This is a genomic window from Flavobacterium macrobrachii (assembly GCF_014486675.1).
GTDB classification, from domain to species: domain Bacteria; phylum Bacteroidota; class Bacteroidia; order Flavobacteriales; family Flavobacteriaceae; genus Flavobacterium; species Flavobacterium macrobrachii.
The window spans coordinates 22,393-45,782 of sequence record NZ_JACTAC010000020.1; the positions used below are offsets into that span (position 1 = coordinate 22,393).

At 33.0% G+C, this 23,390-nt stretch carries 24 protein-coding genes; all 24 read right to left on the reverse strand.

The window, feature by feature from the left end; all coding sequences use genetic code 11:
* Positions 1-12: 12 nt before the first annotated feature.
* The gene (locus tag IAI56_RS06480) at positions 13-963 is read right to left on the reverse strand and encodes a GDP-L-fucose synthase family protein (RefSeq protein WP_187657127.1); all 951 of its coding nucleotides are present in this window, start codon (positions 961-963) and stop codon (positions 13-15) included.
* A 7-nt stretch (positions 964-970) separates the two neighbouring features.
* Entirely contained in the window at positions 971-2,107 is a 1,137-nt protein-coding gene (locus IAI56_RS06485; protein ID WP_187657105.1) for a glycosyltransferase family 4 protein, read from the reverse strand.
* Between the two features lie 13 nt (positions 2,108-2,120).
* Positions 2,121-3,017: an NAD-dependent epimerase/dehydratase family protein gene (locus IAI56_RS06490; RefSeq protein WP_187657106.1), complete on the reverse strand. Its 897-nt coding sequence runs from the start codon at positions 3,015-3,017 to the stop codon at positions 2,121-2,123.
* 8 nt (positions 3,018-3,025) lie between these two features.
* Positions 3,026-4,111: a glycosyltransferase gene (locus IAI56_RS06495; RefSeq protein ID WP_187657107.1), complete on the reverse strand. Its 1,086-nt coding sequence runs from the start codon at positions 4,109-4,111 to the stop codon at positions 3,026-3,028.
* Entirely contained in the window at positions 4,101-5,120 is a 1,020-nt protein-coding gene (locus IAI56_RS06500; RefSeq protein ID WP_187657108.1) for an ATP-grasp domain-containing protein, read from the reverse strand. Before IAI56_RS06500 ends, IAI56_RS06495 begins: the two co-directional genes overlap by 11 nt.
* Complete coding sequence (gene asnB / locus IAI56_RS06505) at positions 5,121-7,010, reverse strand: asparagine synthase (glutamine-hydrolyzing) (RefSeq protein WP_187657109.1); 1,890 nt, start codon at positions 7,008-7,010, stop codon at positions 5,121-5,123.
* A gap of 1 nt (position 7,011) precedes the next feature.
* Positions 7,012-7,569, reverse strand: coding sequence for a serine O-acetyltransferase (locus IAI56_RS06510; RefSeq protein WP_187657110.1), 558 nt, complete (start codon positions 7,567-7,569; stop codon positions 7,012-7,014).
* 2 nt (positions 7,570-7,571) lie between these two features.
* A complete protein-coding gene (locus IAI56_RS06515; RefSeq protein WP_187657111.1) occupies positions 7,572-8,702 on the reverse strand; it encodes a CapA family protein in 1,131 nt (376 codons plus the stop codon).
* A gap of 73 nt (positions 8,703-8,775) precedes the next feature.
* A complete protein-coding gene (locus tag IAI56_RS06520) occupies positions 8,776-9,555 on the reverse strand; it encodes a methyltransferase domain-containing protein (protein ID WP_187657112.1) in 780 nt (259 codons plus the stop codon).
* A gap of 150 nt (positions 9,556-9,705) precedes the next feature.
* The gene (locus IAI56_RS06525; RefSeq protein ID WP_187657113.1) at positions 9,706-10,827 is read right to left on the reverse strand and encodes a hypothetical protein; all 1,122 of its coding nucleotides are present in this window, start codon (positions 10,825-10,827) and stop codon (positions 9,706-9,708) included.
* Positions 10,828-10,832: 5 nt separating this feature from the next.
* Positions 10,833-12,056 (reverse strand): EpsG family protein, encoded by a 1,224-nt coding sequence (locus IAI56_RS06530; protein WP_187657114.1) that lies wholly within the window; start codon positions 12,054-12,056, stop codon positions 10,833-10,835.
* Positions 12,056-13,156, reverse strand: a complete 1,101-nt coding sequence (locus tag IAI56_RS06535; RefSeq protein WP_187657115.1) for a glycosyltransferase — start codon at positions 13,154-13,156, stop codon at positions 12,056-12,058. The genes IAI56_RS06530 and IAI56_RS06535 overlap by 1 nt, the downstream gene beginning before the upstream one ends.
* 5 nt (positions 13,157-13,161) lie before the next feature.
* Positions 13,162-13,842 carry a class I SAM-dependent methyltransferase gene (locus IAI56_RS06540; RefSeq protein ID WP_187657116.1) on the reverse strand — a complete coding sequence of 227 codons (681 nt, stop codon included), beginning with the start codon at positions 13,840-13,842 and terminating at the stop codon, positions 13,162-13,164.
* A complete protein-coding gene (locus tag IAI56_RS06545; RefSeq protein ID WP_262896772.1) occupies positions 13,839-14,849 on the reverse strand; it encodes a glycosyltransferase family 2 protein in 1,011 nt (336 codons plus the stop codon). The genes IAI56_RS06540 and IAI56_RS06545 overlap by 4 nt, the downstream gene beginning before the upstream one ends.
* Position 14,850: 1 nt before the next feature.
* Positions 14,851-15,795, reverse strand: a complete 945-nt coding sequence (locus IAI56_RS06550; protein WP_187657118.1) for a glycosyltransferase family 2 protein — start codon at positions 15,793-15,795, stop codon at positions 14,851-14,853.
* A 14-nt stretch (positions 15,796-15,809) separates the two neighbouring features.
* Positions 15,810-17,285 carry an oligosaccharide flippase family protein gene (locus IAI56_RS06555; RefSeq protein ID WP_187657119.1) on the reverse strand — a complete coding sequence of 492 codons (1,476 nt, stop codon included), beginning with the start codon at positions 17,283-17,285 and terminating at the stop codon, positions 15,810-15,812.
* Positions 17,285-18,415: a DegT/DnrJ/EryC1/StrS family aminotransferase gene (locus IAI56_RS06560; protein WP_187657120.1), complete on the reverse strand. Its 1,131-nt coding sequence runs from the start codon at positions 18,413-18,415 to the stop codon at positions 17,285-17,287. Before IAI56_RS06560 ends, IAI56_RS06555 begins: the two co-directional genes overlap by 1 nt.
* Positions 18,408-18,908 (reverse strand): acyltransferase, encoded by a 501-nt coding sequence (locus IAI56_RS06565; RefSeq protein ID WP_187657121.1) that lies wholly within the window; start codon positions 18,906-18,908, stop codon positions 18,408-18,410. The genes IAI56_RS06560 and IAI56_RS06565 overlap by 8 nt, the downstream gene beginning before the upstream one ends.
* Before the next feature lie 3 nt (positions 18,909-18,911).
* Entirely contained in the window at positions 18,912-19,829 is a 918-nt protein-coding gene (locus IAI56_RS06570) for a DegT/DnrJ/EryC1/StrS family aminotransferase (RefSeq protein ID WP_187657122.1), read from the reverse strand.
* Positions 19,829-20,764 (reverse strand): hypothetical protein, encoded by a 936-nt coding sequence (locus IAI56_RS06575; RefSeq protein ID WP_187657123.1) that lies wholly within the window; start codon positions 20,762-20,764, stop codon positions 19,829-19,831. Before IAI56_RS06575 ends, IAI56_RS06570 begins: the two co-directional genes overlap by 1 nt.
* Complete coding sequence (locus IAI56_RS16105) at positions 20,746-21,165, reverse strand: sugar 3,4-ketoisomerase (RefSeq protein WP_204158760.1); 420 nt, start codon at positions 21,163-21,165, stop codon at positions 20,746-20,748. Before IAI56_RS16105 ends, IAI56_RS06575 begins: the two co-directional genes overlap by 19 nt.
* Before the next feature lie 6 nt (positions 21,166-21,171).
* Positions 21,172-21,567 (reverse strand): sugar 3,4-ketoisomerase, encoded by a 396-nt coding sequence (locus IAI56_RS16110; RefSeq protein WP_204158759.1) that lies wholly within the window; start codon positions 21,565-21,567, stop codon positions 21,172-21,174.
* A gap of 98 nt (positions 21,568-21,665) precedes the next feature.
* Positions 21,666-22,187: an ArsR family transcriptional regulator gene (locus tag IAI56_RS06585; protein WP_187657124.1), complete on the reverse strand. Its 522-nt coding sequence runs from the start codon at positions 22,185-22,187 to the stop codon at positions 21,666-21,668.
* Positions 22,188-22,257: 70 nt separating this feature from the next.
* Positions 22,258-22,719: a UpxY family transcription antiterminator gene (locus tag IAI56_RS06590; protein ID WP_187657125.1), complete on the reverse strand. Its 462-nt coding sequence runs from the start codon at positions 22,717-22,719 to the stop codon at positions 22,258-22,260.
* Positions 22,720-23,390: the final 671 nt, after the last annotated feature.

Here is a 23,390-nt window from a genome sequence, read left to right on the forward strand (position 1 = left end):
TTATAATTTTTATTATATTTTAACTTCTTTAAAAGAATGTTCGTTTTCCAAAAACCATTGATAGGTAGCTTTAATTCCTTCTTCTAAAGAAATTGTAGCACTCCATCCTATGTTTTTCATTTTTGAAACATCCATTAATTTTCTTGGTGTTCCGTCTGGTTTTGAACTATCCCAAACAATTTCGCCTTGATGTCCAACTATTTTTTGAATTAATTCTGCTAATTCTCTAATAGTCAAATCTATTCCTGTTCCAATATTATACAAATGTTCATCTAACTGATTTTCAAGTGCAAAAACTACTGCATCAGCCATATCATCAACATGAAGAAACTCACGCATGGGTATTCCTGAACCCCAAAGCGTTACTGGCTGGTTATTGTTGTTTTTTGCCTCATGGAATTTACGAATCATAGCAGGTAAAACATGTGACGTTTGCAAATCAAAATTATCATTGGAACCATATAAGTTTGTTGGCATTAAGCTAACAAAATCTTTATTAAATTGTTTTCTAATGGACTCACAAGCTTTTACTCCAGAAATTTTTGCTATTGCATACCATTCATTGGTGGGTTCAAGCGACGAGGTTAATAAGCATTCCTCTTGTAAAGGTTGTGGTGCAAGCTTTGGATAAATACAAGAACTTCCTAAAAAAACAAACTTTTTCACATCAGTATCTAGGGCAGTTTGAATTAGATTGTTTTGTATTAGCATGTTTTCCATCAAAAATGTATAAGGAAAGTTATTATTGGCTAATATTCCTCCTACTCTGGCAGCTGCATCAATAACAACATCTGGCTTTTCGCTTTGAAAAAAAGCTTGAACGTGTTGTTGATTTCTTAAATCTAACTCTTTGCTGGTTTGTCCTATTAGGTTAGTATATCCTTTACTTTCAAGAGCGCGCCAAATAGCACTTCCTACCATTCCTTTGTGACCGGCAATGTATATTTTGTAATTTTTATTCATCATTATTTTATTTAAAAACAGAAAGTAGCTCGTATGCTGCTTGTTTCATTCTATTTTCGTAGCTATCGTAAATTTGTTTTGAAAAATCTCTATTTGGATATTTTTCCATGATGGAGACCAGTTTCTCTACATTATGAGGTTCAAAGTAAGTACCTAACTCTTCAAGCTGTTCAATATTTACATCTAAATTAGCCGCAATAACTGGAACTTGTAATGATTTTGCATCTTCAATAACCGTACTCCAACCTTCAAATAAACTTGGTTGAATTATAGCTTTTGAATATTTCATTAGTAATAACTGGTCGCCACGAGGTATCAAACCTAAAAATTTGATATTTTGTTTTAAATCATTTTTATTTATAATATCATGTAGTTCTTGAATATAAGGTGAATCGGGTTGCTCTGGAAAACGACCCGTAATACCTATACAAACTTCGACTCCTTTTTTCTTTAATTGTGCAATGGCTTCAAAAACCACTTTATGGTTTTTATGTTTGTGAAACTGATTGCTAATCATATAATAATTATCTTCTAGCTTGTATTTATCTCTGATTTCTTCGTAGGTCATTGAAGGTAATCCTTCAATAATTGATACAAAGTGATACACATGAACTCTTAAAGAAGAAGGCATTTTGAAAAACTTTATAAAGTCGTTTTTTACAGCATGACTTGATACTACCAAATCTTTTGAGTTTCTTAGAATAAATCTAATTCTAGCATTTCGTTCAAGAATTTTAGTTTTGGTAAAGAACTGTGGATAATAAAAATGCTGTAAATCTGCAATCCAAGATACTAACTTGGCGTTTAAATTACTTTTAACGGGATAATCGTGCATTGGAAAAACAGCATCCAATTTATGAACAACAACCAAATCATGTACAAATACATTTTTCATTTTAAGAAATGACTGCATAAATCCTTTATAAACTGTTGGAAATTGATGCGGAACCAATTCCATGTAAGGATAATTAATCTCGTCTATATATTGTTGTAAACTTGGGCTGTAAAATACTACTACTTTAGGTTTATCTTTATCTTCTAAAAAGTTTAAAATTCTGATTGAATTAACTAAATAGATAATTCCTCCAGTCCATTTTGGATTAAAATTGAATAAAAAACCTAATCGAAACTTGTTGTTGTCCATTACTAAAATTAGATTATTTTAATTTTTGTACCCATTTAATATAATCTTCCACTCCATTTTCAATAGATATTGATTTTGAATAACCTAATTTTTCTAATTTCGAAATATCGGCTTTCCAATTTAATGGATCACCAAGTTTTGTAATATTATTAAAGGTTACTTCTGCATTTGGATTTAAAAATGAACTAAAGAGTTGAGCAATATAACTAATCTTATATTCCTCAGCGTTTGCCAAGTTAATGATGTCGTTTTCAAAGGTACAGTTTTGAATAATTAAATCTAATGCGGTAACTACATCCTGAACATGTATAAAATCGCGAGTTTCATTACCCGTTCCAAATAACTCAATAGTTTTATTCGATTGAAACTTATGGTATAAATCCCATAACAATTGTTTTTTTAACCCATTACCATAACAAGAGAATATTCGGACTGAGCACGTTTTTAGATTGTAAAAATGGTTGAACTCATTACAAACCTGTTCTGCTTGCATTTTATGAATACCATAAGGTGATAATGGTTTTGACACAAACGTCTCTTCTATTGGCAATCGCTCTGGATTTCCATAAACAGCTGCACTAGAAAGATTTATAAATTTACAATTGGGTTGATGTAGTCGAATGGCATCTAGAATTTTAAATACATTTAAGGTGTTTAGATAAAAATCTTTCAAAGGAAATTCTAACGAAAGTGGTACACTTGCTGCTCCAGAACAATTTATACAGACATCAAATTTATTTTTCTCAAAAATAATTTGATAATCCGAATTTGTTACATCGATTTGAAAATAGTTCTCATCCACATAATCCGTAACCACATCACATCCATAAACTGTATCGTTTTTTTGCTTAAAATAGTTTAGAGCATGATTGCCGATAAATCCTTTGGAACCTATAATCAGGATGTTCATTTTTCTATTTATTTTGATGGAATTATAAATTCTTCATATTGCTTGCAAATATAGTTCAATTCAAATTGAGCCATACTGTTTTTGGCATTTTTACCAAAATCTTCTATTGTTGACTGATTGTCAATTAAGTATTTCAGTTTTTGAACAAATAATTCCTCATTATTTAAAGGAATTAAATATCCATTTGTATCATTGGTAATTAAATCGCTTGGACCAGCAACACAGTCAAAAGCTACAACAGGTAATCCTGCCGACATGGCTTCGCCAATTACATTAGGAAAACCTTCGGAACTGGAGGTGAAAGCAAAAATTTTAGACTTACCATAATATTCCTCTACATTAGCTTGCTTGCCTGTAAAAATAACTTTGTCTCTAATTCCTAAATCTTCAGCTAATTTTTCCCAGTTGGCTTGGTTCGCTTGTTGCAAATGATCGTATCCTAAAAGGATTAGTTTCCAATTGGGAGCGTTTACTTTGGCAAATATTCTAATCAATGCGTCTTGCTGTTTTGATTTAATGTATCGACCAACCATTAAAACATAATTTTCTTTTTCAAGATTTTGATTTTCGATTGCTCTGATTGGATTTCCAATTACTTTAAAATTGGATTGCTTGTACATTTTTTGAAAAATAGACAAGGCTTTTGAGGTTTGCACCACTACACCTTTTGCTCTTGGGTACAACCACTTTCTTAAGGTATCATCTTTGAAGCCCAATGGTTTATCGGGTTGTGCTCTATCGGATACAAAAACAGGTGTTTTTAAACCATATAATGCCAACAATACCAAGTTATTCCAACGTTCTCCAAAGGATAAAGCGGCGATTGGATTTATTTGTTTGATTGTTTTTCTTAAAAAATGGATCGTTTTTAGTGTTGACATCAATCTTTTTGAATTATCGAATTCAAAACTTGGTCTATGCACTATAATATCGTTTGCTATGGGATAAAACACTTCTCTTTTAATTCCATAAAGCACAAGATGCACTTGATATTTTTTTGTTGCTGAAAAATAATTTACCAATTCAGACATTACTCTTTCCATTCCTCCTGCTTGAAGCGAATGAATAACAAAACAAACGGATTTATTTTCCATTTTTTAGCATTAAATCGATCATCCAACCATAAGGATTGAATTTTCCTTCGTACCAATTCATGTTTTCATCCCAATAACCAGGACAGTCGTTGTAACCTGCATTAGCAAAACCATAACTGATTTCTATCAATAAAGGTTTGTTATTTTTCCCATAAACAAAGTCATAGGCGATGCATTGAGCTTTTATTTTTTTATTTATTTCGAAAGCTGCTTTTACAAAAACGGCATCAATTTGTTCCTTTTCATAAAGAATAAAACCACTACCTGAAGCTCTAAAATCGTTTTCGCGATTCATTCTTTTAATTCCAAATGCTTTTCCATCAATCACAATAATTCGGATATCAGAATCATTGTTAGGAATAAACTCTTGGAAGTAAAGGTAATTGATTTCATTACCCATGACTTGAGCATATCTTGGAGGTTTTATTAAACGAACTGTTCCTTTTATGACTTCTTTAAAATCAGCTTTGCCCAAACGCCATTTTCTAAAACGTTCTTTAAAACTTTCCCAACCGTCATAAGCAGGAAACCCTTTGCCAAACGCTTTTTTGACTAAAGCTGTAGCTTTGCTTTTGGTTTTTACTAATTGTACATTTTGAGAACCTGCGCCACCACGAAGTTTAAACACTTTTGGAAAAGTAGTTTGGTTAATCCATGATAAAGCGGTTTTTGTATCATAGAAAACCCAAGTTTTTACTAAATCAATTTGTAATGATTCTAGCAGATATTTTTGTCCAATTTTGTCATCAAAATGCCAAGCTGTGTTGAAGTCGGGAAAAACTTTAAAACCACTTTGTTCTAAAGAAAAAAGGAGTGGTTTTGCCATTACTATATCAATAGAGCTTGATTGATTGTAATGCCACATTAGACATGAACAATCTGCTAATTGATTTATAATATCACTATCAAAACAATCAACAAGTTTATAGGCAATATTTTTTTGTTTGCAATATTCTATCCACAAATAGTGAAATAAATGTTTTCTTAAATCATTGTGTATTGCTATCATCTAATCTAAATATTGTTTAGCCCAAACTTCAAACCCAAGAAGCAACCAGATGGCATCTAATTGTTCTGGTGTTGCTGTTTTTATATTTTTTACCCAAGATGATACTACATCTAATTGAAATTGATTTCTTTTTTTCAAATTGGGTTCAATTTCGTTTTGCCATTTATTTTGAAAAAATTGTGTTGACATAAACTCCCGTAACGGAATTCCGAAGCCCATTTTATCGCGATAGGCAAACTTTTCATCAAATTTTTCGGCGCAAATATCTTTCAAGACTTTTTTACCTTCTAGTTTATTTTTGTGCTTAGCTATTAGCTTATCTCCAGAAATATTTAACGAGGTTGTTACCATTTCATTATCAAGAAAAGGAACACGATTTTCAATGGAATGTGCCATAGACATTTTGTCTTGACGCATCAACAAATCAGGCAAATAGGTTAGTAATTCGTATTTTCTTTGTCGGAGACAAGTTTCGCCAGTAACTTTTTTTAATGTATTGTTTCTGTCGCTAATTGCTTTACTAAGTTTGAAACTTGGCCTTAATGCTTTGGCAGTTGCAACACTTCCAAAAGCAGTTTCCATAATCATTTTTTTATCTGGATTTAAAGCATAACTCAAATAGTCAATCGCGGAATTCTTATTTCTTTTTAATCCACCAAAAAAAGATTTGGATAGTAATTTATTTTCTTTTGCTCTGATGAAACGGCTGTAACCTGCAAGCGATTCATCAGCACCTTCACCACTTAGTAAAACAGTGACATGTTTTTTTGCTTGTTCGCTCAACAAATAAATACCAATGGTGTTAGGATGGTTTAACGGATGTTCAAAATGCCAAATGGCTTTTTCTAAAACATCAAAATAGTACGTTGCCTCCATTTCATATTTATGTGCTTTTAGCGAAAGCTGTTTAGCAACATAATCAATGTATTTTTCTTCAGAAAAATTAGGATTATTAAACGTTATGGATATGGTTTCTAAGTTTCCTTTTGCCACGTTTTGAGCCGCAAAATAGGTCACTAAAGACGAGTCAACACCACCCGAAAGTTGACAACCTAGTTTAACATCACTAATCATTTGAGAGGAAACACTTTTTTGCAAAGCTTTTTCCAATACTTCCTTTTCATTTGAAGTTATGGCTTGATTTCCTTCGGAATTTATATCGTAAAATGTATGAGAAGAAATTGTTCCGTTTTTAATTTTTAAATACGTTCCCGGAGTACAATTGACTATATTTTTAAATAAAGTAGTATTGATTAAATTTCTGAATAAAAGAAACTCGTCCATTCTACTAAAATCGGCCTCGAATTTAAAATTGGGTAAGGGTTTAAAACTCTTCATTTCAGAAGCAAAAGCAATTCTATTTTCTTCTTGAAGAATGTATAAAGGTTTGATGCCAAAACGGTCTCGGACTAAAAACAACGAATCTAAAGTAAAATCATAAATGGCTAAAGCAAACATTCCGTTGAGCATTTTTACCATTTTTTCAATACCATATTCTAGGTACAGATGAAGTACTACTTCGGTATCTGAAGTGCTTTTGAAAGTGTGTCCTTTACTGATTAAATCGTCTTTGAAGTCAAAGGCATTGTAGACTTCTCCATTCATCATTAGGATGACTTTTTTGTCAGGACTAATCATGGGTTGATGTCCGTTGGGCGATAAATCAAGAATACTTAAGCGGTTGAAACCAAAAAGTAAATCTTTACTCGTTGAAAAATTAGCTGTAGTTGTACTGCTAATTTCTTCGAAGTTTTTCTCTTTGGTATTGATACCAACTATTCCTGAATCGTCTGGTCCACGATGTTTTTGTATGGCAATCATTTCTCTAATTACCTGATTATTGGTTTCTAGAGCATTGTTTAGGTTAAAATATCCTGTAAATCCGCACATTTTATTTTAGAAGTATTTGATTGATATAATCTTCAGTTGGGTTTTCTTTTTCTATTATTTTTGCTGGGTTTCCTATTACGATAGAATTTGACGGAACATCAAAGTTAACATAGGAATTTGGAGCTATTAAAACGTTATTTCCAATATTAATTTTTCCGACAACTACGCAACCTGTTCCAAACCACACGAAGTTTCCTATTGTAGGCGAACCTTTTTTACTACCTCTATTTTGTCTTCCGATAGTTACATTATGATTTACATTACAATTTTCTCCCATTGTAACATTTTCATTTATTACTACTGTTCCAAAATGGCTAAAATAAAGTCCTTTCCCAATTTTAGTATTAGATGGAATCTGAAAGCCAAATTTATATGAATAGTGGCGCATCATCATTCTCGAAAAAGTATATACAAACAGATTTTTTCTGTAAAAATGAGACAATCGCATAAATAAAAGATATCTAAAACCTTGATTTCTGTAGGCTTTAAAGAAATTAACAAGCGTTATTTTTTTTCCAATTACTCTATAACAATCATGATTGATATAATCTGAAAACATAATTAACTTTTTTTTACTATTGAACCTAAAAGTATATCTCTATGTGATTCACATCGTATCAAATTAGAGTATAATAGAATTTTATTTTTTGATAAAATTGAAGGTAATAACCCTTTTTTGTACAAACTAGGTAGGTATTTTCCTTTGTAAGGTTGAATCCAAGTGTTCATAACGGGTTTCCAAGTTTTAACATAGTCATTGAATTTTTGCTCTAGAAGAGAATCATTTATGATGATTTCATTTAATTGTTTAACGTGTGCTTGAGTCACTTCTTTATCAACACCTGTTTGAAGAAATAAACCTAGTTCTGCATTGTTTTGAGTAAAGAATTCGATATCAAAAGTGATAGGTTGATTTTTTTCAAAATGTAAACTTACCATCATACCTTTATTCCAAGGCAAGTTTTGCAATCCATTCCAATCGAAACAAAAGTTTCCTAAGCTGTAGAAAATTGGCGCTTCATTATAGGTTTCGTACCCTGAAATAATATGGGTATGATGTCCTATAACAGCGCTTGCTCCAGCATCAACAAAAAAGCGGTACCATTTTTTCATTCTTGGACTCGGCAGTTCATAATGTTCGTGTCCGCCATGAGCAATTACCACTACAAAATCAGCTTGTTTTTTGGCTTCTTGAATTTGGTTGAAAACATTAACTAAGTCGATTGGATGACAACCTGGAGTTTCGTCATTTGTAGTTGTCCATTCGTTTTCGGCTACATTGATAAAGGCAAATTTTAAATCGTTTTTTTGCCAGTAAAACGTTTTTGAAGCTTCGTCAAAATTTTGACCACTTCCGAACCATTGAATATTATGTTTTGTCAGTGTCTCGTATGTTTCTTTCATTCCATCCCAACCATAATCTTTGAAATGATTGTTGGCAGTAGCTACTACTTTACAGTTTAAATGGTTTAGAATTTCTGCTGTTTCTGGCAGTGCTTTGATGTGTGGACCGGTTTTTTCAATAGGAACATTAGCAGTTGTTAAAGGACATTCTAAATCAAGAATATTCAAATCGTTTTGCGTGAAAAAAGGTTGAACCGTTTCAAACAAAGGTTTCCAATTATTGGCTTTAAACTGTTGTTCCACTCGAAGCCATGGACAAAAATCGCCTGTAAATCCTATTTTAATCATTAGTAATTTAATATCATTTTTAAACAAAATTATTTTTAATAGAAAATAACTTGAGTGTTTTTTTTATTCAGTATTATTTTTTGTTTCTAAACTTACTATAATATTTTTTAACCCAATTTTTGTCAACTTCTAATTTTTTATTGTTGCTATCTAAATAAAGCCATGGCTGGAGACAACGCTCAATTGTTGGTTTTTCAATAAAAAAAATAAATCCATTTTGTTGTTTAGGAAATATGTTTATAAATAAAAAGTAAAATGGTCTTAAAACTTTCAATATTATTTTTTTTAGACTAGAAAGATCTGGCCCATTTGGATACAATGACCAATGTTTGTAAACAAACTTATGTTTAAAAGCCGGAGCGTAGGTATTTATTGTTTTTTCAATCTCTCTTTCAGTCCATCTATAGATGTAATTTGGAATATTTGTACCATCAACACCACTTGTAGAATAACAACCAGCAACTTCATATCTTTGTGTAAAATTTAGTTTTTCAGCAACTTGAATCAAAAAAGAATCTCTACCCTCAAAGACTAGAACACCTTTTTTTGCAACACGGTACATTTCCGTTAATCCTTTGTGAGGAGAGCTCATATGATGAAGTACTGAATGGGTGACAACATAATCAAAAGATTGGTCTTTGAAAGAAATTGACATCCCATTTTCTTTGGTCCACTTATATGGTTTATATTCTAATACTCTCTCGTCATATCCAGAAAGTAAAACATTACTAAACCCTGCATTATAAAATGCTTCTCTATCTGCTAGCTGCGCTCCAATAACAAGAATAGAAGAATTTTTATCTTTTATAAACTCGATTAATGCATTGCTATAAATTTTTTCTATTTGAGTCATAACTTTAATGATATATTAAAATAATTAATTGATTAGTGAAATGAATTTTTAATTAGAAGTGATTACAAAATAAATAAAACACAAACTAATTAAATTTATTTAGAACAAAAGAATCTAACGATTAAAACGCTACTTTCAAAAAAATAAAATCTAATTTATCAATTTGTCTGCGTAATTTGACAACTGATCGGTTGATATAAATGTAACATCAGGCCATTTTTTTAGGATGGATTTTAGTAGTACATCCAAATCTTTAAGACCTCTTTGTCTGTTTTTTTCATTAATAAAACCTATATAATTTATCCTGTGAGAACAAATCACTGCAGGTTTAGAAAACATAAAAGCTGATTGAACTTGAGCCAAACAACTATTTACCCAATCTTTTGAAGGCAACATGCTTGGTTCAAAGAAACAATTTCTAACGTTGAATTTTATGCCATTTTGTTGTTGACCAAAAGTATGTTTTATGGGTTGATAGACATCAAAAACACCTGTGGGTTTCAACTGTGAACGCAATCCTTGTATCCATTCTACACCATTTGATGACAACAGTGGTTCTAACTTTGTATCCCAATTATAGCATGGAGCAATAAAGGTTTTTGATTTAAACCCAAAAGTATCTTCAAAAATTTGTAGTCCTTCAGTAATAATTTGTTTGTGTTTTTCTACATCGGATGGAACATCCCAATCGAAGGATTCCATGAAACTATAATCGCCAACACCTGAAAATGTTGTTCCAAAGCCAAATAGTTCTCTGACTTTTCCTGTATTATTCTGTAATGCAGTCATCCAACGAAGAATATTAACGTGCTCTCTACCGTGAAACTGGGGATGAAAAACACCCAATTCTATTCCTTGTTTCCAAAGAGACAAATTATTTTGATGCTCAGGATACCGTAGAAAGGTAGTATAAAACGGTTCCCAAAAATAGTGTTGATAATCGCTTTGTTTAATTTTTTCAAAATCAGGATTAGCCATTATGCTGTTGGCAGTTATAACGGCAAATTGACCATCACTTCCTTTGTGTTTTTGAAGAACCTCAAACAACATTTCCAAATCAGTCTGAGATTCCAAAGCATCATTTTTATAAATACTTTTGGAAACGTCAATATTCGATTGATCAAAATAAGATAAAATTTCTTTTGAAGGGGTTCGAATGGCACCCCAATCATCCGACTCAATTATCACTACTTTACTTTTTAAATTCAATCCCAAAGCATTTATTCTTGCAGCACTTAGGTGGGGTTTTATTTTGTTTAGTAACTTTTTCACAATATCTATTTTATTAAATCAATCAATGCAATGGGAGTATCAATAATCGAAGCTAAAAACGGATTTGTAAATACAGTCATTACAGAAACGGTGTCAAAGGATTTACGCAATGAAATGATGATAAAAAACAATAAAAAAGGAGAAACAACTGCCACCGCTTTTTTATAATTTAAAGAATAGTATTTAGTAAAAAAAAGCACGGTTACTGCTACTCCAAAAAATTGAGCCAAGATTAAATATCGTTCTCCTGAAGGCAAAGATGATAACAAATTACTTGCTCCTAAAAGAAAGATAGAGAAAGAGGCAAATCTAGAAAAAAATTTATCTTTTAAATAGCTTTGATTTTTAGCAAAATAAATTACTGTTATTAAAAATGCTATAGTATAATTTAATACTTTACCAAAGTATAAAATATACCAATTAGCTCCTTGATTGAGAGTATCGATAACCTCAACATACTCATCACTAGTATAACTTTTTACACGGGGTAACAAAACCTCGGGCAAAATGCCTTGCAAAAAAGAACTTACTGAAGTAATATTTAAAGCATTTGCGAAAAAACTAGCAACAAAGAATATATATATTACTCTGAATGGTAATTTAAACACGATGTATGTTAAAAATATTGCAATGGGTAAAAAGAATGAAAAGTGGATTAACGCTGAAGCTAAAACGAAATACATTCCTTTGAATTTTTTTTGGTATAGAAACACGAATGCTCCGTAGAAAAAGACTTGTGCGGCAGTCCACATTCTAACACCATTTAACTCCCAAAAGCCAATAACACATGAAAAAACAATTAGTAGAATGAATATTAACCTAGAATGAAGTTGTGTTTTAAACTCATCAATTAAAAACCAAATGTTTCTGGAGAAGAAAAAACCATAAACTAGACCAAAAAAAGCATACAGAATATTTCCATTATCTGTAAAGAGCGACACAAAGTTGGTCATTAAAGGTTGATAAATATCTACTGTAGCTTGATTATCTTCGTCAACACTATAAAAAGACAAAATAAAAGCATCCCAAGTTCTGGGATTATTATACATGTTTACTAAAGACTGAACGTAACGAGTACTATCGGCAAACTCTGGACGGAACATGGTATAGCCATAAAAAACAACAAACAGCCAAACCATATTTTTTGCCCAAGACAATCTATAGTTTTTGATGGCTTGAATTAGACCATAAAAAGGGAAAACAATAAAATAAAATAATGCGTTTTTCATTAAGGTATCAATGCCGTAAACTTAGATGCTACATTTTCAATTCTATATAGTTCTCTATCGGGTAAAAGCATTTTTTGGGTATAATCCGCTTTTAGGAACTGATGGACAGCTTGTTTATTCAAATCACCATATTTGATGCTTAGCACTGGTTTTTCGATTATTAAATAATCAATTAATTTACTTGGCGTTTGGGTATTGCCCACATTTTCAAAATTGACCATAAAATCCATTTTGGACAATTCGAACAGCAGTTTATCTCTTGGAACTAACTCTTTTAAAATAACTCTACCGTTGTTTTTTATATAGGGTTGTACAAACTGAGGTGTTGTGGTGTAGATATGAAATTCGAACGGTTTATCAGATTCAACGGTGTTGATGAATTCTAGAAATTCAGATGGATCGCGTCTTCCTGGAATGAACATACCCGCATAACCAAAAACGATTTTGGAATTGTCTTTTTCGCCTGTAAAAAGTTGAACATCTTCAAAACGAAACCCTTGAGGAATTACTTTTATTTTTGAATGGAATTCAGGATAATAGCCATTGATTGATTTTTCGGTTGGAACGGTTAAATAATCTGCTTTTTTACAGAACCATTTTTCTACCCATTTGAAATAAAAAGCTGGTTTGAAGGTGTCGTTTTCTTGTCCCATGTAAGGATCGCCACAATCGGCTATCCAGACTTTGGCTATTTTTTTTGACCAAATTCTTGCTACACCCCAATGGATAGGATAAGGCACGGCAATGGAGATTAAAGCATCGTAGCCTGTTTCGTTTTTTAATGCTTTTTTTACTAAAAATACTAATTGGATTTTTGGATATTCAAAAAGTAGTAAGCTCATTCTAACGATTATTCTCCAAAAAAGTCTGACCACACCTGAACCTTTTATAGTAGGTTCTGCCCAAGTCAAATTGCCTAAACTTTTGAACTTTATTCCATGTTGCTGACAAAATGTTTCTACGCCTTGGCGAGGATGCGTTACTACTGTAACCTGATTGCCTTGTCGCACTAATTCTTTTGCTAACTCTGTTGCGCGAAACGAGCGAGGCGAATTTTCAGGATAGAAACCGTTTGAAACTAAAAGTATTTTTTTTGACATTAATTTTATTTAATTCTAATGACTGCGTGAGGATCAAAAGTTCCATAAAAGTTAACTTCTATGTCTAAAATTTTCTTCCATTCCTCAATCATTTGTTGCTCATCCTCTCTGATGGTATCATCGACTAGAATGATTGCATTTTTTTCTAATTTTTCTTTGAATAAATGAATAAATCCTCTTCTTCCTCCTTTGGTATTAGAAGGTGGTGCATCACAAATTACTAAATCATAAGTTGACAAATCAATGTTTGTAATATCATACCAATCGAAATCACCATAATTTTTTAATTGTCTAACATATATTGTATTGTTGTCTAATTGAAAATTATCTATATTTTCTTGAACTCTTTTAGCCCAAACATCAATATGCTCGAAAGAAATCATTTTTCTTTTTTGTACTTTAGCAATATAACCTATTACAAGAGTTGATAAACCACTACCACATTCTATAATATTTCCTTTTGTACTTAAAGTATATTTGATACAAGTTTCCAAATAATCTGTTTGTGCAGAAAACCCTTGATTTCCCCAAGAATAGATGAGTTTTTTTATAACTTTTTTTGAAGGTACCTCACCTTTATCAATAGCTTCTTTAAAATTATTAAAAGATTTTTTCCATAATAAACTCTGATGAAAAGCTAGGAGTTGTTTTCTTATTTTAACCGGTATAACATCTTGTATTCTCATGATTTACTAAATTTTATAAAATAAATATAATTAATAAAAAACCAAACTTTATTAAAATTGAAGGAAAAAGATAATTTTTTGTAAGGTTGTCTAACTCCATCTGCTTCAATTTTATTAACTCCATTACTCTTGAGTAATCGTATAATCTTTAAATATCCGAAAAAATCTAACTTATTTATGAAAGGACTCATTGGAAGTAAAACAAACTTAGCTACTACATGATTTACTAACTGCTGTTGGGTTCTTACTAAATTGTTATTGGCTGCGAAATTTTTAATATCGTTGATGGCAAGAATGAAACCGTTGATTGCTTTTTCTGAAAAGAACAGTTTGGAATTGGTAGCTGAGCCTTTTCTGGTTGTTCTTTGATAGAAGATTTGATTATCGAATCCTACACTTGTGGCGACTGCAAATACTTTTGCTAAAAAGAGTCCATCTTCGAGATAAGGAACGTTTTTTGGGTAATCAATTTTGTAATCGTTAAGGAGTTGTCTATCATAAACTATTGCCCAAGAACGGTCAGGATCTTTTACCTCAAAGCCGCGCGCTTCAAAGTAACCTTCAACTCCATTGAAGGTTTTGTTTTCTTGTTTTGTATAATTGGTTTTCCAAATTGATTTTTGGTTGGCATCGAAGATTTCAAACCCTAAATAAAACACTTGGTAATTATTGGTTTGCACTAAACTTGCTATTCGACCAAGACTGTTAGGTACTACATAATCATCGGGATCGATGGGTAGAATGTATTTTGCTTTGGCTATATCTATACCATTGTTTCTAGCCATAGAAACGCCTTGGTTGACTTGATTGATTAAAACAATATTGGAATATTTTTTTTGTAGATTTTCAACTACTTCTTGGCAATTATCGGGTGAACCATCGTTGATACAGATGATTTCATATTGGTTTTTATCAATATCTTGATTTTGTAAACTTTCTATGCATCGGGTAACATGGTCAGCTACCTTATACATTGGGATAATAATTGAAAAAAGAGGTTGAGGCATGTTATCTTTTTATTTTTCTATTTATGAAATCAACATAATGAAATGGATTTATATAAACTATACTAATTTTATATAATAGATTGTTTAGTGGTGAATTTTTTACTAAACCCATTTTTTTAAATAGTTGAGCGGTTTTAAAAACCCAGTTTTCCTTCATAACTTGATACCAAGGTAGAAAAGGATGCGCAAACGTTTTTCTAACTTGATGACCATTTATTACTGATGGTTTAAATAGCAAATTATCTCCTGTATTGTTAGTAGCATTAGAATGAATTCTATATCCAACCGTTGGTTTATGAAAATAGCAAAGACGAATATTCGCTTTAGTTAATTTTAGCCACATTGGGTAGTCTTCTACTAACTTATTATTTTCGTCATAACCATTAACTGAGAGTATGGTTTGTTTATTAAAAAAATAAGATGGTGTATAATTTATTCGGTCTGATTGTACAAGAATTTTGAATTGTTCTTTTGCCAAAAAACTTTCGTGCATTAAGTTATCAGGATAAATGGATGGAATTGTTTTAGTGTATTTTTCTTGTTCAAAAGTATCTTGATAAACATCTACTTGACTAAAAACAATGTTAGCTTCAAGATTAGTAGCTACAAAATTCATATTATCTTCAATACAAGTATTTAACAAAATATCATCACCTGCAATAAACTTAATCCAATCTGCGGTGGAAGCTGTAATTGCTCGGTTACAATTTGCAGAAACTCCTGTATTTTTTGGAACTGTTATTATCTTGATGTTTGAAAAACGAGCTTTTACTCTGTCTTGTTCGCACCATTTAGTAACGATTTCCACGGTATTGTCTTTTGAACAATCATCAGAAACGATTAGCTCAAGATTAGCATGCGTCTGGTTGTAAATGCTTTCTAAAGTTTCTTCTACAAAAAAGGCAGCATTATAGGTAACAACAGGAACGGAAACTAGGATTGACATTGTACTATTTGTTACTATTTTTTAAATTTTTGTAGTATGGATTTTAATGGAATTTTTTTATTGAACTCGAAAATAAAAAAAGCCACTGTTATAAATACTATACTGATTTGGGCAATGATTGAATAGGTTTTCTCTAGACAATGAATGGATGCTAAACAAACAAAAAGAGAAATCATGCTGATGAATAAAAATTTGAATACATCTAACTCGAACTTGAATTGGTGCTTTTTCTTGAGGATTATCAACATAAACAAGCATGAAATAATGTAGCTGAAACATAACGATAATGCTAAACCTGTTAAACCATATAGATGGTAGAACAATATGTTAAACCCAAGAACTATTAGATTAGCAATGATTTCTACTGTTAAAAATAATTTGTTGTTTCCTTTTGCTAAAAAGATGTAGCCAACTACCCAAACCAAGCCTTTTAGCGGAATAGCTAAAACGGCAAATTGAATGAAATTTTGGGAAGCTATGAATTCTTTGCTTAATAAAATTCTAATTAATAGTGGTGTTGTGGTGATTAAAAGCACTAGTACTACACCGAGAATGATTAAAACCAATTCTGCTTGTTCGTTTACTAATCTTTTCCATTTTGCTTCTTCGTTTATAACTGCTGAAAGTCGTGGAAAATAATCGGTAGCCATAGCCGTAAAGACCATGCCTACATAGCCTTCGACAATTGCATTTCCTGCGCTATACAAACCTAAATCGGAAAGGGAACCTGTTTTTGAGATGTATGCACTTAACGCAAAGGCTACTGCTGAAGCAAGAATATTTACGAGAGTTAAACTTAAACCTAATTGGACAATAGGTTTTCCTAACTGGAAGGTTTCTTGCCAAGAGATGTTGATGGGTTCAAATTTTATTTTGCTAGTAAAATATAATGACACTAAGTAGTTCGCAAAAGCGGTAAGGATAATGGCTGGCACTACTCCATTGATGCCATAAAAATAGAAAATGGGTAACGCTACTACTAAACCGACTATTCCTCCGAAAACATTGGCTTGTGCTAGATATTTTAATTGACGAGTTCCGCGTAGCAAGGTGTAAATTCCACCGGATAATGCCCCGAAGACAAAGGTTACCGAAAGCCAAATAAAAGAAGTTGTATGCTCGTAATTTTTGAAAGCAAATTTGCTCAACAGTGGTGAAAAAATTATTGTAGCTAGAACGCCAAGCAAAGCTGTAAACCAAATCAATCGTTTGAAGACTTGGAAGGTGGTTCTAATTTTGAGATTGTCATTTGAACCGTGGGCTTTTGCTATATCTTTTACCGCGCTTTCTGGAACACCTAACGAGGTTAGTGTTTTGATTAAATTTAATCCTGAAAGTAAAAGACCGTTTAACCCCATACCAGCAGTACCAATTAATAGTGCCACAAATTTTCCTCTAATTAAGGTAATTAGAATATTAAACACTTGCACACCTCCAAAGATGGAAGTGGCTTTCATGATGGAACCGTATGAGGATTTTGTTTCTGACATTATGCCGAGAAAGAATTTAATGCTTGAATGACCATTGATACCTCATCATTAGTTACCACTGGACTAATCGGTAAACTCAATACTTGGTCGTGAATGGTATTGGTAATAGGGAAATCAAGGTGGTTTAATTCTTTGTAAGCCAATTGCTTGTTAGGCGGAATTGGGTAATGGATTAGGGTTTGAATTCCTTTTTCTGCTAAATGGTTTTGTAATGCATCGCGTTTTTCGCAACGGATTACAAATAAATGCCAAACATGTTCTTTGTTTTCAGCAGGAGAAAACTGGCTTGCAACTGGTACTGGCAGAATGATGTTTGGGTTGTTTATTTCGGATAAATAGCGTTGTGCTATTTGTCTTCTGTATTGGTTTTCAGTATCGATGTATTTTAGTTTTACGACGAGAAAAGCGGCTTGAATCTCATCCAAACGGCTGTTTAATCCTTGAAACTCGTTTACATATTTCTTTTTGCTACCGTAATTTCCTAGCGCACGAACTCGCTCTGCAAGTTGGTCATCGTTAGTAGAAACAGCACCGGCATCGCCTAACGCACCTAGGTTTTTGCCTGGATAAAAGCTGAAGCCAGCCGCATCGCCAAGGTTTCCTGTTTTTGTACCGTTGAATATTGCTCCAATAGCTTGTGCATTGTCTTCAATAATTTTTAGATTATTGCTTTTTGCAATTTCAACCAATTTATCGTTCCAACAGACTTGACCATAGAGGTGAACGACCATAATGGCTTTAGTTTTAGGAGTGATGGCTTGCTGAATTAAATCGATGTCTAGGTTGTAGCTTTGAAGATTAGGTTCTACTAAAACGGGCACTAATCTGTTATCTGAAATGGCTAAAAGCGAAGCGATATAAGTATTGGCTGGAACAATTACTTCGTCACCTTCTTGCATAATTCCCATATCGATGTAGGCTTTTAGAATCAGACGAAGTGCGTCTAAGCCATTTGCTACGCCAATGATGTGTTTTGAATTATTGAACTGTGCTAAGTTTTTTTCAAAAGAAGCTACACGCTCGCCAGTTAAAAACCAACCCGAGTCAATGACGTCGGCAGCGGCTTGCTTTAGTTCGGCTGCGTATTGTGCATTTATTTTTTGTAAGTCGAGGAACTTAATATTATTCATGTAATTTTTTTATTTCTTCTTGAGTTAAAGTTCTAATCAATTTAGCCGGAGAACCGCCAATGATGGAATAATCAGGAAATGATTTATTGACAAAACTGTTTGCCGCCACGACGCAGTATTTGCCTAAACTAACATTAGGCATTATTACTACGCTTGCTCCAATCCAGGTATGGTCTCCTAGGGAAACTTCGCCTTTTAGAATTGGAAAAATGCGTTGCATTACTTCGGAAGCATTTGGTCCTGAACCCGACATTAGGTTAATGTTTTGGGCAAAGCTGACATGATTGCCAATAATCACTTGTGCATTATAGCCTTCAACTAGCGTATTAGGACCGAAATAGCAATTGTTACCCACTTGTAACGGAAAACTTGGCGAACCAAATACTTTTACATTTGCGGCAATCTTAGTATTATCGCCAATGGTTACATTGTTGACCGATGCTGTGGTATCGATTGAAACGTTTTGACCTAAATTGATATTGGATGTAATCATGGTTTACTGATTTTTCAAAAATTGGACTAAACAATTGTACAGGTAGTCAATGTTAGCAAAGGATAGCGATTGATGATTGGGTATAAAAAAAGCCTCTTCGCCATAGAAAACACTGCTTTGAACACCATAGTTAGCAAAATGAACTTTAAGTTCGTTTAAATCTTTAACCACAGCATTGTTGTTAAGCATCAGCACTGATGGTACTGTAGTAGCTTTTGTTTCAAATCGAAGGGTAAAGCCAAGATTTGAAAATTTATTGAAGGCATAGTTAAAGTTTTCTTTACGCTTGGAGAGCAAATTATTTTCTTGTTTTAAATGAAAAGAAAGTACTTTTTGAATGTATTGCTTTTGTTCATCATTAATTAAATCCGTTGGAGGTAGTAGTTTACTATTATTTGCCACTAAAATACCTCCTACTTGAATGGGGAAAAACTTTGGCAGACTGTAAATAGCATAGTCACCGTATTTTCCTAGTTTGTTATTATCATCATTAGAAAAAAAAGTTGTGCAACAATCTTCAATGATTGGAATATTTAAAGCCAATAGCTTTTCCATTTGTTGAAAAGGATAGCCAAACTCATGGTTTACGAAAATGATTTTGGTATCGGCGGAAAGTTCTCTATTCCACTGGCAAAATTTTTCGATAGAACTAGTTACACAAGAGCTGATGTATTTATTGCCGGATGTAGTCAGTATGGTTACCACATCGGTTGGATTGAGATTGTAGTTTTTTAATGCTTGTTCAATGGCTTGTCTTCCATTGATGGTGTAAACCCATTGTTTTTTATTGAATTTATTATCTAAATACGTATCGGCAAAATTGTCGAATGGCAATTTTTCGTTTTCGGATAAAAACGAGGTTGCAAAAGGACTTATCCGAAAAGTAGGCAGAAGATAAGGATCGGGGTTTACTATGAACATTAATTAATTTCTTTATAGTATTCGTTTAGCAATCCTACAGAACAACCGATACTTTCTTTGAATTCGCACAGTCCATGATTAGGAACTGAGTCAACGGTGGAATGTCCAATATCGATAAAAGGAATTTGAATTTCTTTGTAATATTGGAATACATTATAGGAAAGATAGTTCATTGTTTTTAGTTCGGAGAACTTTGGCAAATCGCCCCAATATACTACTCTAACGATAGTTTTGCTTAGATGGAAAACAATAGCTGCTGCCACGTTATTTTCTGGATTTGAAACTAGAAAATAGTCGATAGGGATAATGGTTCCCGTTTCTTGCAGCTGTTCAAAAGTAAGTCGTAATGGAAATCCTCTTTCGCTTCTGTTTTGCGCAATTACTTCATAGGCTTTATGGCTATCTTCTGGTGTTAGCTTTATAAATTTCAAATCGTTTTTTAGTGATTTGTTTAAATTTTTTCGGGCGTTGTACCAAATGTTTTGAAGGTAGTTATCGTTTAGATTTTGTGTTTCAAAATGATAATTTACTTCAACGTTTTTAGTTTCGAAACCGGCTCTATAGAGACAGTTTGTGATTTTTGCTGAGAAGTTTGGACTGTAAAACGCTGGCGGAGGCAGGATTTTAATTCCGTTGAATTTATTTTGTTTTGCCCAACTTACTAATGTTTCGATGGCACCGTCAATTTGGTAAAGTTTTATATCGTCATACACGAATTCAAAACCTCCAAAGGAAGCTGAGAAAGGTGTTAGAAGAATACTATTTCGCACTCCAAAGGTTATCCCAAGTCGGTATTTACTGTCTTTAAAAAGCAGGTAGTAAACGGCATCGCACTTGGCTTTGTTTAAATCTGAAAACTCAGCCAAGTTGAAGTTTTGAATTGGGTTATTTATTACCGCTTTGTATTCAGATGCTGTTACTTCGAGAATTTCCAATCTTTAAAATTTTGATAGTTTCTAAAATAGTCTTCTTCATCATAGAGTTCAGAGGCTAAAACCATACATATTGAACCGCTAGAAAAGTTGTCTAAATCACGCCATAAACCTGGAGGAATTAGTAAACCTTGGTAGGGCTGATTGAGCATAAAGCTTTTTTTGTGTTTCCCATCATCAAGGGTAACGGTAAAGCTACCGCTGAGTGCAATCATTATTTGATGTAGTGCTTTATGGGCATGACCACCGCGGCTGTTTCCACCGGGAACGTCGTAGAGGTAATAAATTCTTTTTACGTCAAAAGGTACTTCTACTCCATTAGTTATAGCGGTTAGGTTTCCGTTGAGCTGGTGATTTTTTGGCAAATTAATGATTTTGCAATCTTGTACTGTAACGTTTGTCATACTTTTTTATTGATTTAGGTATGCGTTTAAGTCTCTTGAATAGTCGTTTTCGTCAAAAGCATCGTTGCAAAGGTGCAATGACACGGCATTTGTAGAAAAGTTTTCCATGTGTCGCCAGTGATTGGCAGGAATGTATAGCCCGAAATAGCTGCGGTTGAGGGTAAATTTTTGGTTTTGCCCGTTTGGTAGCGTTATCACTACATCAAAGCTGCCGCTGAGTGAAATGATTATTTCGTGTTGGGTTTTTAAAGCATGACCGCCACGGATTTCTCCACCAGGAACGTCGTATATCCAGAATACTCTTTTGATGTCAAAAGGGATTGTATTTCCGTTTTGAATAAAGGTTAAGTTTCCTCTTGGATCTTGAATTTTTGGTAACTGAATTATTTGAGGTTGTTCCATGGTTAGCGATTTGTTTTTTGGTTGTTTTTTTTCACGGCTTCGCTTGGTCAGTCACATGGAAAAGTGCTAACAAATGAAAAACAAAAAAGCAACAAACACTAGCTAACTAACTGTGTTTCTTGCTCAAAAACTAGTAGGCCAGAATTGTCATGCTGGCTGGTTGTATAAAAAATAACTTCTTTTTGAATTTCGTTTTGAATTTTATGCGCTAGATGTTGAATGTATTTTTGATCTAGTTCATTTCCTTCGAGTACTACTTCAATTTTGCCGCTATCAATTCCGTTTAGATAGTCGCCAATTAAAAAAACACGTTTTACTGAGCCCATTTTTTCTAGAACCATTTCGACAATAGTATCCAAGCCAATATACTTGTGGACTATTTTTTGTAAAAGGTTGAAGAAAGGGTTTTTTTGGTTGGCTTTGTAGGTGATTTTTTGATTGGATTCTGTTCTAATGAGATAGCCAGCTTCGGTTAAATTGTTGAGCTCTTTTCGAATTGCATTGGTTGATTCTTGCATTTCGGTTGCTAAACCTCTAAGATAGCCTTCGTTAGCAACGTTTATAAAAAACTTTACTAATAGACGTAATCTAGTTTTAGAGGTTATGATGTTCTCGAGCATTATTAAAATAATTTACCGAGTAACAAAGGTACTCTTTATATTGATTTTAACAATTTTTAAGGAACAAAAATTACTTATTTAATATAATCTTAAAACCGAGCTGTTCAAGGATGATTTCGAGGTGTTTTTTTTCGACTTTAGAGACAATACCTAATTTACCAGCCAGTGGACCGGTTTGAATTTTATATGTATCGCCTACTTGAATACCTTTTACCTCAAACGAAGTAACGACGGTATCTAAAAGCCATTGTTTGAGTTGCTGAATTTCTTCGTCGCGAATGATAGCTGGTTTTCCTAACCAAAAAAGATAGCGAACTACACCGCTGACTTGAAAAACTATATCTCTATTGGAATCTTCCAGCTTTACAAAAACATAGGAAGGCAGTAAAGGCACTTCAACTTTTTTCTTTCTATCTGACCACTGCTTGATTTGGGTTACTAAAGGGCAATATACTTCGACGCCAAGTTTAAGCAAACGGTCGGCTACTTTTTTTTCGTGACGAGGTTCAGTATATAGTGCATACCATTGCATAGGGTTGATTTTGTATTCATGCCAAAAATACAAATTCTAGTTTAAGGATGATATTTTAAATTTTATTTAGGTTTTAGGTTGGATTGTAGAGGTTGTAATTTACAGAATTTTAAACAAAGTATTGATTATCAATGATTTTTATATTGTATTAAACCTAAATAATTAGTCGTGTCATTTTAAATATTGAGCGTGTCATTTTGAATCTTGAGCGTGTAAAAACGGATTCAGGTGCGTGTCATTTCGAATCTTGAGCGTGTCACTTCGAGTTTTGGACGTGTAAAAAGGGATTCGGGTGCGTGTCATTTTGAATATTGGACGTGTAAAAACCGATTCTGAGCGTGTAAAAACCGATTCTGAGCGTGTAAAAACGGATTCGGGTGCTTGTCATTTTGGATTCGGGTGCTTGTCATTTCGGATTCGGGTGTGTGTCATTTTGGATTCGGGTGCTTGTCATTTTGGATTCGGGTGCTTGTCATTTCGGATTCGGGTACGTGTCATTTTGGATTCGGGTGCTTGTCATTTTGGATTCGGGTACGTGTCATTTCGGATTCGGGTGCTTGTCATTTTGAATATTGGATTTGTAAAAAGGAAAACAAAAAAACCCTTCGAAAGTTTCGAAGGGTTTTTGAATTATTTGGGTATATCGCTTAACGTTTTACCACTCTTAGTGT

What these genes read in the sequence shown, in the direction of transcription:
- IAI56_RS06480 (WP_187657127.1), bottom strand. Translation starts at nt 963, where the DNA reads ATGAATAAAAATTACAAAATATACATTGCCGGTCACAAAGGAATGGTA.
- IAI56_RS06485 (WP_187657105.1), bottom strand. Translation starts at nt 2,107, where the DNA reads ATGGACAACAACAAGTTTCGATTAGGTTTTTTATTCAATTTTAATCCA.
- IAI56_RS06490 (WP_187657106.1), bottom strand. Translation starts at nt 3,017, where the DNA reads ATGAACATCCTGATTATAGGTTCCAAAGGATTTATCGGCAATCATGCT.
- IAI56_RS06495 (WP_187657107.1), bottom strand. Translation starts at nt 4,111, where the DNA reads ATGGAAAATAAATCCGTTTGTTTTGTTATTCATTCGCTTCAAGCAGGA.
- IAI56_RS06500 (WP_187657108.1), bottom strand. Translation starts at nt 5,120, where the DNA reads ATGATAGCAATACACAATGATTTAAGAAAACATTTATTTCACTATTTG.
- asnB (WP_187657109.1), bottom strand. Translation starts at nt 7,010, where the DNA reads ATGTGCGGATTTACAGGATATTTTAACCTAAACAATGCTCTAGAAACC.
- IAI56_RS06510 (WP_187657110.1), bottom strand. Translation starts at nt 7,569, where the DNA reads ATGTTTTCAGATTATATCAATCATGATTGTTATAGAGTAATTGGAAAA.
- IAI56_RS06515 (WP_187657111.1), bottom strand. Translation starts at nt 8,702, where the DNA reads ATGATTAAAATAGGATTTACAGGCGATTTTTGTCCATGGCTTCGAGTG.
- IAI56_RS06520 (WP_187657112.1), bottom strand. Translation starts at nt 9,555, where the DNA reads ATGACTCAAATAGAAAAAATTTATAGCAATGCATTAATCGAGTTTATA.
- IAI56_RS06530 (WP_187657114.1), bottom strand. Translation starts at nt 12,056, where the DNA reads ATGAAAAACGCATTATTTTATTTTATTGTTTTCCCTTTTTATGGTCTA.
- IAI56_RS06535 (WP_187657115.1), bottom strand. Translation starts at nt 13,156, where the DNA reads ATGTCAAAAAAAATACTTTTAGTTTCAAACGGTTTCTATCCTGAAAAT.
- IAI56_RS06540 (WP_187657116.1), bottom strand. Translation starts at nt 13,842, where the DNA reads ATGAGAATACAAGATGTTATACCGGTTAAAATAAGAAAACAACTCCTA.
- IAI56_RS06545 (WP_262896772.1), bottom strand. Translation starts at nt 14,849, where the DNA reads ATGCCTCAACCTCTTTTTTCAATTATTATCCCAATGTATAAGGTAGCT.
- IAI56_RS06550 (WP_187657118.1), bottom strand. Translation starts at nt 15,795, where the DNA reads ATGTCAATCCTAGTTTCCGTTCCTGTTGTTACCTATAATGCTGCCTTT.
- IAI56_RS06555 (WP_187657119.1), bottom strand. Translation starts at nt 17,285, where the DNA reads ATGTCAGAAACAAAATCCTCATACGGTTCCATCATGAAAGCCACTTCC.
- IAI56_RS06560 (WP_187657120.1), bottom strand. Translation starts at nt 18,415, where the DNA reads ATGAATAATATTAAGTTCCTCGACTTACAAAAAATAAATGCACAATAC.
- IAI56_RS06565 (WP_187657121.1), bottom strand. Translation starts at nt 18,908, where the DNA reads ATGATTACATCCAATATCAATTTAGGTCAAAACGTTTCAATCGATACC.
- IAI56_RS06570 (WP_187657122.1), bottom strand. Translation starts at nt 19,829, where the DNA reads ATGTTCATAGTAAACCCCGATCCTTATCTTCTGCCTACTTTTCGGATA.
- IAI56_RS16105 (WP_204158760.1), bottom strand. Translation starts at nt 21,165, where the DNA reads ATGACAAACGTTACAGTACAAGATTGCAAAATCATTAATTTGCCAAAA.
- IAI56_RS16110 (WP_204158759.1), bottom strand. Translation starts at nt 21,567, where the DNA reads ATGGAACAACCTCAAATAATTCAGTTACCAAAAATTCAAGATCCAAGA.
- IAI56_RS06585 (WP_187657124.1), bottom strand. Translation starts at nt 22,187, where the DNA reads ATGCTCGAGAACATCATAACCTCTAAAACTAGATTACGTCTATTAGTA.
- IAI56_RS06590 (WP_187657125.1), bottom strand. Translation starts at nt 22,719, where the DNA reads ATGCAATGGTATGCACTATATACTGAACCTCGTCACGAAAAAAAAGTA.